This window comes from Mycoplasma sp. Ms02, from assembly GCF_019720735.1.
In the GTDB taxonomy this organism is placed as follows: Bacteria; Bacillota_I; Bacilli_A; order Mycoplasmatales; family Metamycoplasmataceae; genus Mycoplasmopsis.
Genome location: NZ_CP081302.1, coordinates 787,690 through 804,879, shown reverse-complemented (window position 1 = coordinate 804,879; position 17,190 = coordinate 787,690). Strand labels below are relative to the sequence as shown.

At 30.3% G+C, this 17,190-nt stretch carries 4 protein-coding genes; all 4 read left to right on the top strand.

Going from position 1 to position 17,190, the window contains the following annotated elements; all coding sequences use genetic code 4:
* Positions 1-4 precede the first annotated feature (4 nt).
* Positions 5-2,029 (top strand): DNA primase, encoded by a 2,025-nt coding sequence (dnaG, locus tag K4L35_RS03130; RefSeq protein WP_221617476.1) that lies wholly within the window; start codon positions 5-7, stop codon positions 2,027-2,029.
* Entirely contained in the window at positions 2,029-3,555 is a 1,527-nt protein-coding gene (locus tag K4L35_RS03125) for an RNA polymerase sigma factor (protein WP_221617475.1), read from the top strand. Before dnaG ends, K4L35_RS03125 begins: the two co-directional genes overlap by 1 nt.
* Positions 3,555-4,331 (top strand): Nif3-like dinuclear metal center hexameric protein, encoded by a 777-nt coding sequence (locus K4L35_RS03120; protein WP_221617474.1) that lies wholly within the window; start codon positions 3,555-3,557, stop codon positions 4,329-4,331. The genes K4L35_RS03125 and K4L35_RS03120 overlap by 1 nt, the downstream gene beginning before the upstream one ends.
* Before the next feature lie 183 nt (positions 4,332-4,514).
* Positions 4,515-16,742: a GDSL-type esterase/lipase family protein gene (locus K4L35_RS03115; RefSeq protein WP_221617473.1), complete on the top strand. Its 12,228-nt coding sequence runs from the start codon at positions 4,515-4,517 to the stop codon at positions 16,740-16,742.
* Positions 16,743-17,190 lie beyond the last annotated feature (448 nt).

The following is a 17,190-nucleotide window of genomic DNA, read 5'->3' as shown; positions in this document are numbered from 1 at the left end:
AAAAATGGAATTAAGAGATATAAGTCAAAAAATCACTCAAAATTTAGATGTCGCTAAAGTTATTGGCGACTTTTTGCCTTTAACCAAAAAGGGTAAAGATTATGTAGCTCTATGTCCTTTTCATAACGACAAAAATGCGAGTTTAAGTATTTCGCAAGAAAAAAGAATTTTTAAATGCTTTTCATGTGGAGAAAGTGGCAATGTTGTAGGATTCATAATGAAAAAAATGCAAAAGTCATATAAAGATGCAATCATATACCTAAACAATACTTACGATTTAAATATCGATTTGAGTACTATAAATAAGTATCAAAAGAAAGAGCAAAGTTTTTCAGAAGAGCATAAAAGACTATTTGAAGTCATGGATTCTATCAATGCTTTTTATTCATTGCAATCTGCACAAAATAAACTAGCTCAAGATTACCTTGAAAAACGTGGATTGGACGCAGACATTCAGAACCAGTTTAACATAGGTTTTGTACCTGAAAAAGGAACAAAAAGCTTTGCAAAACTAGAAGGAATAAGCGATTTAGAACTTATGAAAACAGGTATCATTAATGAAGATTCCTACGATATTTTAAAAAATAGAATAACTTTTGGAATTCAAAACTTTGCAGGAAAAATTGTTGGTTTCAGTGGTCGTGTTCTTGATAACACAAAACCAAAATATATCAATTCTCCTGAAACTGAAATTTTCAAAAAATCACAGACTCTTTATAACTTTTATAATGCAAAGCAAGAAATAGATCTTAAGAACGAAGTTATCGTTTGTGAAGGTTTCATGGATGTTATTGCTCTTTATAGAGAAGGTATAAAAAACGCAGTAGCGATAATGGGTACAAGTTTAACAAAGGGGATGTTAAACTTATTGCCTAAGTCAACTAAAATCACTCTATTTCTTGATGCTGATGAGGCAGGTCAAAATGCTTTTCAAAAAAGTTCTCTTTTAGCTCTAGAAAACGGTTTTGAGGTTAAGGTTATTCAAAACACCTATGAAAAAGACGCTGACGAGATTTTATCTAAACACGGCGATCAAGCGCTAATTGAAACTGTAAATAATAAAAAAGACGTTTTCGACTTCATCTATAACGATTTAGAAACCAAAATCGTCAAAGACTTGAACAATTCTGAATTTGTATTGAAATTTAAAAAAGAAATAACAAATTATCTTAAATTTGCTTCTCAAGAAAAGATCAATTTCTTCTCTTCTGTTTTTGAAAAAAAATACGGATTAAGCTTATCTATAGTTAAAAATGTTAAACCACACCATCGTGATTATGATGATTTTTACGGCCCTAACTTCGAATTTCAAGATCAAGTTCCTTATTATTCAGAAATTGAAAAAAAAGAAATTACATTTGAAAAAACAAGAAAATCTCATGAATCAAAAAGCATTAAAGTCGATGCAATTCCAGGACTTGATCCTTTTAGTTTTTTAAGAAGTTACTTAAATCAATTTTTGATTTTACTTCTTAAATCTCCTAACTTCTATAATGAATATTTATCAGCAAAGAAAAATCAAGACAAAATAGATAGTTTAGTTAGAAGAATTAGTAATTTTTCACCATATTCTGAAATGCAAATTGAAGCTCTTGAATCAATTTTGAACACATATTACAAATACGAAAAAACAGAAATTTCTGAATCTGAAAAAACACAAATTTTAAGCGAAATAGAATCATCAATTGTCAATTACGCGAACGCCATTTCAAGCAACAAACGCATGAAAATCAGAAAATTAGATGACGCTTTTACGCTCGATCACATTCAGTCAATGACTGAAAAAAAACAAACTCAAGAACATCGTAAATCAGATGCCTTTTCATTTTATGAAAAAGCATATTTAAAATTTGATTTATCTTTTATACTTGGTAAAATTGAAACTGAATTAAATTACGCAAGCAAAGATATCTCGTCTTTGCTTGATCCTGTAGTTTATGACGACCAAGAGTTCAACATTATGCTCAAAAGAAGAATCAACAGAACAAATAATGAAATTAGAATTAAGAAACAGAAGAAAGAGGAATAATGGCTAAAAAACACCAAGAAATAGTTAATGCTTTACATAAGTTTAGAGATATTAAAAAGAAAGAATATCTTTCACAAGAAGACGTTTTCGCATATCTTGATTCAAAGGGAATTTTTATAGAAGACGAATCAATAGCCGACGAACTTCTTGAGGAGCTTTATGCTGACGGAGTTATTTCAAACACTTCTGATGATGGTGATCAAGATGATGTTTCATTAGAAGACTTTGATGTTCCTACAAATATGAAAAAGGCTACAAAACAAGCTAAAAAATCAACCAAAAAAACAAAAAGTTCTCTTCCTGATCTTGATTCAGATTCTAATTCAGAACAAGAAGAAGACGGCGAAGATTTTGAACTTGAAGATTTAGATGATCTTGATTCTCTAGACTCACTTGAAGATTTAGATGATCTTGATGAACTTGATGATGAAGACGAAGATTCAGAGCAAGATAATGACTCAGATTCTGATGAAGAGGAAGATGAAGAAGATGAGGAAGAAGCTGATGATGACTCCATTTCAGATCTTGAAGATGAAGACGAAGATACTGAATTCGATCTGAACTCACTAGAGCTAGATTCATTCTCTGATGATTTTGATGCAGATTCTGACTTAACAAAAAGATCAAAATCAATTAATAATAAACTTACAGAGACCAATGACATTGTTAAATGATACATGCGTTGAATTGGTAAATATGGTGAACTTCTGAAATCAGAAGAAGAAAATGCGCTTGCTAAAGAAATGAACAAGGGTGGTTTTAGAGGTAAAAGAGCAAGAGATAAATTAATTAAAAGAAATTTACGTCTTGTTATAAATAACGCTAAGAAGTATAAAAACAGAGGTTTATCATTTATTGATTTAATTTCCGAAGGAAATGCAGGAATTTTAAAAGCTGTACAAAAATACAATGTTGATAAAGGATTTAAGTTTTCAACATATGCAACTTGATGAATTAGACAAGCAATCACCAGAGCTGTTGCAGATCAAGCTCGTACTATTCGTGTGCCTGTGCATATGGTTGAGACAATCAACAAAATCACAAGACATGAACGTGAACTTCAACAAGAACTAGGGCACGAACCAACAGATGAACAAATAGCAGAAAGATTTGGTGGTGGGTATACAGCCGAAAAAGTTCGTTATATTAGAAAAATAAACATTGATCCAATTTCGCTTGACAAGCAAATTGGTAAAGAAAATGATTCATCATTTAGTGATTTTGTTAAAGATGATAACGTTACAAGTCCAATCGACTTTGCGTCACAAGAACAACTTTCTTCAACATTATTAGAGTTAATCGAAACAAGTTTAGATAAAGAAGAAAAAGAATTAATTTGCAAACGTTATGGAGTAGGAGTGGACGAAGAAGGTAACAAATATCGTGTTCACTCATTTGAGGAACTAGCAAGAGATCGTGGTGGCGTTTCTAAAGAAAGAATTCGTCAAATCGAAAACAAGATCTTAAGAAAATTAAAAAATAGTTCAAAAAACGGAAAGCAGTTAAAGGATTTTATTAAAAACTAATGAAATTAAAAGAATTTGTAAATTATTTATGAACTAAATATCCTTTTGCAAATAAAGAACCTTGAGACCCAACAGGTTACAGCTTTAAACCTAATCAAAACTATAATCTTAAAGGTGTAATTGTTGCAATTGACGTTACTTCTGAAGTAGTCGAAAAAGCCATTAAAACAGGCTCAAACTTCATTTTGACTCACCATCCTTTCTTATTCGAAAGAGACTTAGTCACCGAATCAATTAAAGCACCTTATAAAATGGATTTAATTAAAAAAATCATTGAGCACAGAATAACAGTTTTCTCAATGCATACAAATTATGATAACCACCCTCAAGGGACAAGTTTCCAAATTGCCAAAACTTTAGGTTTAGACACAAATGTAGAACCAGCAGACTCAAATTACACATGTGTTGTTCAAAAAAGCGTTTCAGTTAATCAATTAAAAGAATTAATTCAAAGGAATTTAGGCTTCTCAGAGTTTAGAACTAACGTTTCAAAAGACGATTTAGATAAGGAATTTAAGAACCTTGCAATTTTAAGTGGTAGTGGCTATATTGGTCAAATTAACGAACTATCGCAAAATGGCATTGAACTAATTGTTTCAAGCGATTTTAAGTGAAGTGATTGAGTAAATTACAGAGAATCAAAAGTTAATGTTCTTGAAATTCCACACCTTGATGAAGAGGTTTTTGTGGAAGATATTTATCAACAAATAAATGCAGATTTTCCTGAATTATCAATCGAAAAAGTGGAACTGACTGTACCATTTTATAATTTATAAACAGCTTATAAAGGCTGTTTTTTATTTTATTTTTTAGACTTTTATAACTGTAAAACAGTTTCAAACGTAAAAAATAAAATTTATATGTTTTCTCGATAACCAAAAGTTTTAGGTGCTTGTGGGAATGCTTAAAAAAATTTTTTTATTATTTATAATAATAAAAACCTTATTTAGGAGACGATTATGAAGAACAAAAAAAGCTTAATTGCACCAATAGCTACAGGGTTTACACTCTTGCTAACTGCTAGTTACTTAACTGCATCTTGTTCAGTTCCTGGAGTATCGAAGGATATCAAGAAGAATACAGAATCTGTGAAATTAAACAAAGTCGATTCTAACGACTTAGGGGAGTTCACAAGTGCATTTCTAGATAAAAACAATTCTTCAGTTTGATCTGAAAAAGACCAAGAGTTTATCAATAACAAAAATTTTGAAATTCCTGAAACAAGACAAAAGTCTGATCACTTCATTTCAAAAGATCAAAAGATAAACTATGTTGCTATCGGAGATTCTATTTCTGCTGGATTTGACGGAACTTTGGATAACGACTATCCTGGTTCAAAAGTTAATGGAGAAATTACAGGTGTTAGTTTCCCTTCTTTCATCGCTAGAATCTTGGACACAAATAATCGCGTTGAGTCTTACAGCAACTACGCAACTTCTGGATCAACAGCAATTCAATGATCAAAAGTTTTATCTGAAGACTCTAGCTTAGAGGATTTTGATAACTTATTTGAAGACAGAATTCTTGAACAAGCCAAAACTTCACTAAAACAGGATTTAGCAAAAGCTAACTTTGTTACAGTAACGCTTGGAGCAAACGATATCCTTCAATCATTGATATCTGGATTGCAAAGAGTAGGAATTTTCGGTGCTGTAGCAGATATGACTTCTGATGATCCTAAATATGGATCAATTATTGTAAAAGTTAAAAAAATCTTAGACTATTCTTTCCTTGAAGCATCAAAAAGAATTGCTAACTTAACAGCAAGGCTAAAACAGTCAGCACCAAATGCAAATATTACATTTGTTAGCTACCCTGTAGTGCTTTTAAGATTTAAAAACACAATTGATGGGCTTTTACAATCACTTCTCCCAGGCATTGATTTTAGCATTAGCGAATACTTAATTTCAGAACTTAACAACATGATAAAAGTTAACGCTGATAGAAATGGTCTGAACTTTGTAAACGTTTTCAACAATAAGTTTTGATCAGAAAACGCAGATACATTAACAACAATTTTCACAGATATTCATCCAAACACATTAGGTTACAAAAAAATGGCGATGTATGTTGTTCTAAAAATCACGAATCCAAATTTAGATTTAAACCAGGTGAAAGGTTTAGGTAATTTTGGTTTTGACAAAGCTTACCTAAAAAAAGACTTCGATACAGCCAGATACCAAATCGAAGTCGAAGATTTACCACAATTTGTAGAAGAGCAAATTGGTAGTGATTCATGAAGTTTTATTAATAAAACAACAAATACTGAAAAACAACTAGAAAGTGTTAGAGATCCTAAAAACTTTGGAAAAAGAATTGGAACAATGGCACAGAGATTTGGAGATTTAGCAATCGATGCCCTAAAACTTCTAGTACAATCTCCTAAAATTCAAGAAATCGATCCTACAGGAGCTTTCGCAAACTTTCTAGCACAAAATGACTTTGCAAACGCAAGAGCAGTAGTTGATTGATTCGTTAACTCAGGATTAATCCAAAAAGTAATTGATAATATTCAAACCAAACTTGAGAACAACAACAATCAAGAAAATGAATTTACAGTCGTTAAAGATGCAGCCATTGAAGCAGTAACAAACCCAGACACAATACTTGGTTTATTAAAATCACTTTCAAACAGTGATGAACTAAGAAGAAACAGAAATCAAATTAAGAGCATCTTAGGAACTATCGTAGAAGGAAATCTTGGAGACACTCTATACGATTCCCTAGTTTCGTTGGTCAGAACTAACTTAGATATTTCTGAATATACAAATCAAATTGACGGGAACGATATCGCTAACTTGATTGCAAATGCCTTTTCAAAACAAGATTTATCGAACGTAATTCAAGCCGTTTTAGACGACTTCTTCGATGCAAGAGTTGAAATTGACAGTGCAAAAACACTTGAAGAAGCATTCGTTTCGATTATTATTAAAAATAATACTTTAAATCAAGCATCAAATATTGTCGGTAAACTGTTAACCTCGATTTTAAGCAATAAAAAAATTAGTGATTGATTATTTGAAAAACTTTATGAACTACTAGTTCAAAACAGGCTTGATTCACAAATCAGCAAAACAGAATTAAAAGCTTTATATAACGATTTAACTTCCAATATTTTAAATACATCGTTATTTAATAACTTTGCGAAGTCGTTAACTAAAGTATTTACAGATACACTTAGAAATCAGCTACAATCAGGAAAAGGCATTCAAGAAGCGTTTCAAGCGACAGTTAACGAAATCACAACAAATGCAACTTCTACATTATTAAACAAAAACTTTATTGTTGGTATTTTAGAAATTACAAAAGAAAGAAATGTCATTTCTAATAATAAAAATGTAATTCAGCAACTATTCAATAACGTTGTTGAAAGCCCACAAAACTTTGTTGGAATGATTTTGCAACAAGTAGTGCCTAACCAAACCAAAAGTGCAATCGACAACTTCCTAAAACCAGGCATGACAGATGCAATTTTAGAATGATCTTCAAAACAAAGTTCATTAAAAGGTCTGCTTAAAGGTGTGTTTAGCGACGTATTAAATAATGTTAACGACCTTCCTCTAGACGATTTTGAAAAATTAGGAATTAAGCTAGCCAAACTTTTAGCCAACGGTGACAACAAGAATTACTTAAGTCAATTCTTAAAGGATTTCATTAATTACTTCTTATCTAAAGATGGTCTAGACAGTCTTTTTGATGCCTATTTAAGAAATGTTTCTTTAAATCCATCCGAACCAAGGTTTATTAAGTTAAAAAACCAATTAAAAACTGATGTAGTTTCATTCTTAAAAGAAAACAATCTTATTGATACGACTGTTAGTGCAATTTTTGAAGGAATTAAAAATGCTCAAGAAGAGCAAACAGTTGGTGATTTGTTAGCTCAAATTCTTTCAAACATTCAAAACACACTTCTTGATTTTGGAGCTAACAACTCTCAAAGTTTAATTGCAAAAGCACTTACACTTCCATCATTAAGCAATAACAAGGAAGCAATTAAAGCGATTGTTAAAGCTTCAGTGATTCATTTTAACCAAAATGACACAATTAAAAACTTAATTAACAACGCAACAAGTGATCAGTCATTATCATATGTTGGAGAATTAGTTAAAAACATCCTGCAAAAATCTGAAGTTTTAGACTTAGTTGAGCAAATCACAGATTCAGCAATCGAAAACAAAAGATGAACAACATTATTACCTGATCTTAAAGAAGCACTTTTTGATCTTATAAAAAGTAAGGATTTACTTGATAAATTAGAAAAAATTGCGCCTGTAATCATCAAGGAATTAAGAGATGAGCCTAACTTTGGTGAATCACTTTCAAACTGATTTGTAGAATTACTAAAACAAAATGAATTAGATTCTCGAATCGAGGACTTTGATGCATATGCAGCAGTTTTATTCTCGACTTTAAAACAAGCACTTTTATCAGATGATATTGTTAAAAAACTTCTAGATAAGGCGTTCGGTGATGCAAGAAAATCAAATACTTTTGCTGATTTTTTAGAAAATCTTAAAAATGTTGCAAACTTAAACATTACTTCAATTTTAGACAAAGTATTTTTAGAATTAATTCATTCACCCCTTTGAGAAAGTAAAAAAGAAAGTAATAATCAACTACTGAAAAACATTGTTAATAAATATTTAACAAAAGAAAAGATTCTTTCACTACTAGATGGTATAGATTACGATCAACCTCAGTTTGAGTCAATAAATAAAGAAAATCTGAAAAATGTTGTTTCAGAAGCTTTAGATAAAACAGAAATTTTCAACATTGTAAACTTCGTCATTGACGATTTAACATTAAATACGGATAAATATAAATCTGTTGAATCACTATCAGAGGCTTTCAAAAAGTTATTTGAAGGAAATGTCGAATTAGCTCAGAAATTAGAAAAAGAAATTTCCGAAGCACTAAAACTACTTTGAACTAATCCAGATTTTAGAGAGTTAATTTCTTCTTTCTTAAAATCAGCAACTGATCAAAGCACATCTTGACTATTTGAGAATGTAAACGATAAAAAACAATTTATTAAAAGTGTATTAAATTCATTAGACACATTATTTAGCGAACTAAAACTAAATGAAGTTATTGCTAAAGTTGTTGTAACAGGTCTTAAAGATAACGGAATTAATATCGGATCTTGAGATTTCATCGGTCTACTTACTCAATCATTGGGAAATACATTCAGCGAAAATGCTGAAAATGTACTTATTACTGCACTCAAAAACTTCGTTTCAGATCCAGAGTTTACAAGTATTAAAACCGATCTAAAACAAATTGTGAAAAATGTTAAAAATCACTATAGCACAGCAACCAACGAGTTAAATGGTTTAGTTGAGTTAATTGCTAAGATCGAAAGTCTAGGTAATCTTTTTGGAACAGAACATAAGGCTACAGAGTTTATTCAAGAGCTATTAAACCAAGAAGCTCTTTGAAACTTATTCGAAAGAACTTTACATAACCTCATAGATACAACAAGTAGGCTAAATGATGTCGAAACTCTACAAGACTTATTGTGAACAGTACTTAAAAATGTTGATTATGTAGGCTCAAAAGAAGAAATTAAGCAAATTGTTAATTTTGTTGCTAATGCAGATTCGGCTAAAACAGGTATCCAAAACCTTATTTCTAACCTTCTTCAAGATAAATACGATTTAACTCAAGAAGAAAGATTGGCATTTGGACTATCTGTGGCTAAAGATCTTCCAAAACTGCTAGAAATCATTAAATTTAACGAACATTTATTTGATAATGTAATTCAAAAATTAGATGAAGCAGCTAAAAAACCTACACAAGAATTCAAAGATACGGCATTAAGCAATGTTCTAAACGCAGTATCCGAAACATTACTAAGCGATCCACTAGCTTTATTAAAGGCAATCATCGAATTAGATACTTACACATCAAACAAAGAAGCCATATCAAAAATTGCTGTTGGAGTTTATAAAGAATTAAGAAACAAAATAGTTTGAAGAGATTTATCAGAAAAATTAAGTCAAGAAGTTATGAAGCTAAATGAAGCAGAAAACTTTGTTGATCAGCAAGAAGTCGAGAACCTAATTCTAGATCTTTTATCTTCAGACGAATTACAAGAGCTAATTGTTGAATTAATACCAACTGTAATCCATAACGCTGAAATCATTAATAATTTAGATAATCCAAAAGAAATTATCAATAAGCTTTTATTCAGTGAACAAGCTAAAAAAGGACTGCACACAAAAATTGGTCCAATGATTGTTTCAGCACTTAAGAATAACGTCTTAAGTATGCCAGTAACTCTTTCAAAAGGATTAAAACTAGGTCTTGAAAAAATTGGTGTGAGAAAACAGTTAAATCAAGTTGAACCTGTAATCAGTAGCTTAACCAGACTGATTGATTCATTCTTGAAAGACCAAGCTTTTATCGATAACTTCAACCAAAAACTTGAAGAAGTATTGTATCAATCGAAAAATGTTGATCAGTTTATCGCAGACTTACCTTCTGTTTTAGTTAAGTTATTTGACTTAAATGACTATAATGTAGTTAAAAAAGTGCTAAACTCTGAAATTATTTCAGAAAATGGACCACTCGTTATTGAAATTGTCGAAACAGTAATCAATAATCAAGATCAGTATTCTAAAATACTTGAAACCTTAATAAATGCTGTAATTGGAATACAAGAAAATTCACAAATTAATACTCAAAACTTTCTTAACGTATTAAGCAGTTCACAAAATCTAAAAACCGTTATAAAACAGCTAGTTACGCAATTTATACAAAAATTAGCTCAAGCAAAACACACTCAAAGCTATGATGAATTAGTTAAATTCTTATTTACTGATTTTGATGTCAAAAATGAATTACAGCAAGCGTTTTCAGGTTTTGTTTCCGAAATTCTAGAAGATGATAACTTTAAAGAAGAAGTAGCAAAAGTCGTTATAGAAAAGATTGATTCTTCAGAATATAGCTGAATATTTAAAAATACATCAAACAGAAACGCTGTTGTTAAATCGCTTCTAAATCACTTTGCAAAAATAAATACAGAATATCAGATTACATCAAAAGTTCTCCAATCTGTAATTGAAGAACTTTCAGAAAAAGGAACATCACTAACTTTAAGTTCGCTAGTCTCTAGAATTGCTTCAAGATTTGAACAAATTTTAAACAATGAACAAAAAAATGTGGAAGTACTTAAAACAATACTATCAAGCTCTTCATGAAGAGATAGCGCTTCTGACTATAGTCAAATTGTTAAGAATGTATATGAAAAACTCGAAGGAGAAGCAGAGAGCCTTTCTTCGATCGTCAATTCAGTTTATGATATTCTTCCACAAGGTGTAAAAGAACTTTCTGAAGTTCAAGAAGTTAAAGACTTAGTTAAGTTTATTTTAAGAAATGATAAGTTTAAAAGCTTGATTTTCACAATTTTAGATTCAGCATTTGCTCAAAACAAAGACTTTACTGAAGCTCAAACATATGTCGATTTAATACGTATTTTATTAAGTGATTTTAACTTAAGTAACTATAAAGCAGAGCTAAAATCAATTTTAAGAGATTCCTTGTCATCGCTAGAACTACAAAATATCTTCAAGTCATTGATTGTTAAATTTGCAACACAAGAATTAAGAACACCTGAAGATTTAGCGCTTCAAAGATTAGCACAAGACGTTTCATCTAACCTTTTAGAAATACTTTCATTTAATAATATTTTTGAAAACATTGTTGATGGATTAGTTGTAGAAGTTGATAAATACCTGGAAAACTCATCGCTAGATTTAGGAAACAATATTCTAAATATGGTTTCAAAAGTAATGTCTGAAGGTTTAAATAATCCAGTTGAATTTATCAGATTTATAGCTACAAATGCTGTTTTTGCAGATAATAAAGCAAAAATCTCAGAACTTTTACAAGCTGCTTATGATTATTTAATTAATAAAGAAGAATCACTTGGGTTAATAAACAAAATAATTGATTCAGTAGCAAACAATCAAAGTGCACTTCAATACTTCGATCAAAATGAAGCTAAAGAATTTGTGAAAGACTTACTAAAAAACAATAACTTCAATAGGTTGATTAAGATTTCGTTAAACAACTTAATAATTAGCACTGATCTAACAAGAATCGAAAACATAGATCAATTAGTTTTTGAACTATTAAAAGGTTTAAAAATTTCAAACAACCCTTCACTTTTCAGAAGTGTTTTAAAATCAATTTTATCAACCGACAAATTATCAAAAACGCTGCATAAAGCTACAAACAAGGTGCTTTCGGATAATGTTGGTTCAGACATCAGTTTATCAAGCTCATTATTAGACGACTTAGTTAAAGGACTTTCTAACACAATAGACGAGTATCCATGATTTGATGATTTTATTAATAAAACAGATAAAATACTTCAAAAATCAACAAACTTATCAGAGTTCTTCAATGAATTTGTTTCTAGTTTAACAACTAACATTCCTGTATCTGAATTTAACTTAATTAAACCTCTTTTCAAAAATGGATTCACTTCCAAACATGCACAAGAAATCAAAAATGTTCTTAGAAAGCTTTTTGAAAAATACATTCAAAATTCAGAACTTAGCTTCTTAGATGACTTATCATTCTTTGAAAGTTTAGAAAAATACAGTATTACAAAACAGGAATTACTATCTCCTGTTAAAAACATTCTTAAATCTGATTTATTTAAGAATGTGGCAATTTCATTATTAGACAAAGGTCTTAAATCACTTGAAAATGTTGATGATTTAAACACTTACAACGATGTCTTAAAACGCCTTGCAAAACAAGCAAAAGATGATTCACAATTTGTAAATGATTTAACGCAACTTGCAAACGAAATAATTCAACAATCAGGATTGAAAGAATTAATTACAAAAGTAGCAAAACATGAACTTAACAATTCAGAGTTTGCTAAGTTTTTCGAAAACTTAGAAAATAAAGATCAATTAATTTCGGATCTTGTGAACCTTTATGATGTTTTCGATCAGCATTTATCAATTAGCAAACTGCTTGCAAACTCATTATTAAACAATGTAGCTCAAAACGGTTACAATCTTGATATTTCATCACTAGTTTCTTCATTAATTACAAGTATTAATGACTCCATTGATGGAAATGATAGAGAGCAAAAGATCTTTGATCTTGTTAAATCGATCCTAAACTCTAACTTTGTTTCAAGAAACAAAGGCGATATTAAAAAAATAATCGAAAACGTTTTCAGAATTCTAAGCAACGATACTGAACAAGTTAAAAAGTTCATTGGTATTCTTCCTGAAGCGCTTAAAGAAACAGTTAATACGTTTGTTTCGGACGAGGATTTAGTTGAATTAGTTCAATACATTTTCAAAAACCCACATTTTAACAACATCTTCAATGTCAGCTTAACAAAGATTATTGACAACGTTGATACTCTTAAAACAGCAACAAATCTTCAAGATATGGTTGTAAAAATGCTAGGTCTACTAAACTTAGATGATCTAAAACTAAGCATTAAAGGTTTATTAGACGACTTGACAAGCAACTCTCAAGCTCAAGATATTATTTACAAAATTCTTAAAAATACATTCCAAAATAATGGTGTACAAATGACCTCTGAAGTCGACAGATTCTCACAAGATCTTTCAAGAAGCATTAAATCAGTAATAGATGCAACCGAATTATTTGATCCGATCGCAGATCGTATTATTGACAAATTAAAAGAAGCTAAAGAATCAACAAATGCAGCTCATGTTTTAGCTGAAATACCTAATGTAATTTCAAACATCATTTCAGAAAAATTCTCAAATGACAAAATCGGATTTATCAAGAGAATTGTTAATGTACCAATTTGAAGAGATAACATATCTGTTATTTCAAAAATAATGGCACAATTATTGTCTGACATGCTAGAAAACAACAAGGTTGGATCATTTGCAAGCTCAATAGTTGCTGATGCAATCGATAACATTGTTCCACAAAATAAAGTTGAAGACTTAATTAACCAGTCAGCAAATGACAGATTACTTAAATCTCGTTTACAACCAGTCATTTATCAGTTCCTACAAAACTCAAACTGACCTGATAAACTAGCTGATGAATTTGGTTTATTTAAACATATAATGTCATTAAGTGAAGTTCAAAATTCACAAAATGCAGTTAAATCATTATTAAACAGAGTCCTTTCGAACAATAACTTTGCTGATATCGTTAGCGCTTTTGCTTCAAAATTAGCAAATGAAAATAATATTGATATTTCAACATCAAACGATTCTAGACTATTTAGAAATGCAGCTCAAAATGTTGAACAATTGCTTAAAGATTTAGGTGTATATGATCAAGCTATAGCAATTATTTTCAGAGAACCTGCAAACTCAGAAAGTTTTTCTGATTACTTAAACAGAGTTAAAACAGAAGTTCTAAAGCTGCTTAACTTAAATACTTTTGAATTCTGAAAAACAATCTTGAATTCTGACATCATTTCAAATACAAGAGATCAATGAAAAGAGCTGTTTGATAGTGCTATAAGTGGATTGGTACAAGATTCAATAATTAATAAAATTTTAGAATCAATTGATCTTTCATCGTTTACTGGAAAAAATAATCAAAGATCAGATCTGAACTTAATTGCTAAAACAATTATTCAAAACAACAACTTCAAAAATGTCATCAAGACTGCAATTCATAACGTAATTGATAACAATCAAGTCTATGGGTCGTCGCAAAATCTGTCTGAGTTAATCAAAAAAGTATTCTCTCAAGAGCAATTAATTAATTCTATTAAGAATGATTTAATAAGACTTCTTGAAGAGGTAACTTCAAATAATGACGTTCTAGATGCTATTTCAAGAATTGGGATTTCATATATTGAAGAAAGCGAGTCTACTTCTTGAGCATTAAGAAGCGTAAATAACAAGCAGATGTTATTAAGAAACATTCTCAAATTGCTTCCAATGGTTAACAACAATTTCCAAGGTATTGACAAATTTGTTTTTGTTCTTACTCAAGAACTATCTCAAAACGGAACAGATTTAAACATGTCTAATATACTGAGTCAAACGTTGACCGAAGTATTTAATGCATTTAGTCAAAATTGAAAAGAAAATGCTCTAGTTCTTACAAAAGATCTAGCAAATAAAGATCTACTAGCTAATGAGCAATCTATTTCAGATTTCAATCAGTTAATTAAGAACGCTATTAATCACTTTAATGAAAATGGAACAATCAAGGATGCTTTATATAAAGCTATACCACAGGACTTAAAAGAAAAAGTGAATCAGTATGCAACAGAAACCGAAGTTAAAAACTTCGTATACACTTTTATAAAACATGATAAGGTTTCAAAAATTCTTACTGATATGGTTAAAAAGTTCCAGTCAAGTAAAAATGAAATCAATCGAGCAAATGATCTTCTAGATGTTCTGAAAATCTTTGTTAAAGACTCGACAGCAAGATCAGAATTAAAAACTGATCTAAAAGCCATCTTAAGGGCAACGCTTGAAGATTCTAATTTAAGATCAGTTCTTAATAAACTTGTAAGAGAGTTCTTAGAGTTTACACAGATTGACTTAAGCAGATCAGATGTAACTAAATTAATTAATAATATTATTTCAAACATCTATCCAATTCTGGAAAGAATGGGATTAATTGATAATGCCTTAGGCATTCTCGACAGAATTAATGAATATTCAACTATCGAAGAATTATTATCTTCATTATTAAGTGATTTAGTACTCAAACTTGATTTCACAAACTATCAAGTCTTTGCAAAATTAATTACAGATCCTGTCTTCAGCCAAAACAAGAACGCAGCAAAATACATTTTCAACACAATCCTTGATTCGTTTGTAAACGTAGATGGAAAACTTGAAAAAGTTGTTAACTCATTAAATGTGTCAGCATTAATTTCATCAAACCCTGATTTTAATGGTGAAAAAGTAAACCAAGCTATCGTTAAACTAGTCAGAAACCAAAACTTCTTAGGGCTTGGAAAAACATTAGTTTCGGAAGTTGTTGACAAAAACAACGAGTACGGTGCTTTAAATAGTTGATTCGGATTGTTACAAAAATTCCTTAACAGCCCAAACCAAGCACAAATTAAAAACCAATTTAAGAAATGAATTAAAGAAAGTTTGTCATCATCGGATTACACTGTCATTTACGGACTGGCTGAAATTGTTGTTGATAAACTATCAAGCAGCTTTAGTCCAATTAATGCCGAAGAAAGAAGATTTCTTGTTAATGTGATCAAAGACGTCATAGTTGTAGTCGGCAAGTCACAAGAAATTGATGAAATGGTTAATAACATTTACGATAACATCAAGGCGATAAGTTACAACGGAGATCCTGCCAAATATAGTGCAGATCTTCTGAAGGCAGTTACAAAAGGAGCACTAAGCGTGATAACAAATGAAGCAGGTACTAAGATTTCTGTTTCAAAATTACTAGATCGTGCTTCATTAATTACAAAAATCACTGACCAAGTGGGCAATAGAGAGTGAGTAAGATTTATCAACATGCTGTTTGATAAATCAAATCAAGAAAATAGAACTGGAATCTACTCTGCTTTAGCTTCTGTATTAAAAGTACCTGATTTTAGCAATTCATCAAATGGATCTCAAGGAGCAACAACTTCAACTCAAGAAGGAAGCGAGTCTCTTGGTGTCGAATTTAACTTTGGTGATATTTTCAACGTAGCAAGTAAATTTAGAACATTTTTAGCTGCTATATTAGGCCCTATGTATCAACAACTTCTTGAAAAAGCAGTTAATAATACACAAGTTGCAAGTAAAAATGATTTACCTGAATTTAGAGCAATTCACAGAATCAACGCAATTGTTCTTTGAATACTAAGAGATGCAAACATTCCTGTTGTTACTTATTGAAACACAAACCTACTTCGTACAACTACAATAGAGGGTCTAGTAAACTATGGAAATGAAGATGCATTTAATAAATACGCTAACTCAACGATAATGAATAATCTTTGATACAAGAGTCAGTCTTATTTAGATAAATTCGCTGTATACAAGGGTTGATCGTCTGCTTACTTCAACACAGATTACCCATTTGGATCAAGATCAAATAATACTTATGATTCAAATTACTCGTCTGACCAGCTTTTAGCTTACGTATACTACAAAGATGAATATCCTAGAGACAGATTCTCTAACAAAACTAAAACACAAGTTCTTTGAGAATCGCTTAAACGTGGATATTTGAAATAAAAATTTAAATTTAATATAAAACACCTCAGATCTCTGAGGTGTTTTTTGGTTTAATTACCAAACATTTTTTATCTTTGCACAGGCATTAAAAGGGTTATATCGTTGACTTCGCTGTTGCCATTTTTTGATTTCAATACAACGTTTGCTGTTAATTCAAAATTGCCACCCCTTTTTTGTGCTGAAGCTAAATCTACCGACTGAATAAATCCTTTCTTGTTATTAATTGAGAGCCAACAGTAAGGGGTGGCTCTCATTGTTTTTATTATTTATTTATATTATTGGATGAAATGTTTTCTACTTGATTAATGCAAACAACAAACTAAAAAGCTTATATAAAATTGATAAAAGTTTTTACTTTACATTTTTGAGCAAGAAAAATAGAAGTATTTTTCTTGCTGTGTAAACCTTTTTAGCTAAATTCTATAAAAACTCATCAGTTAAGATGAGT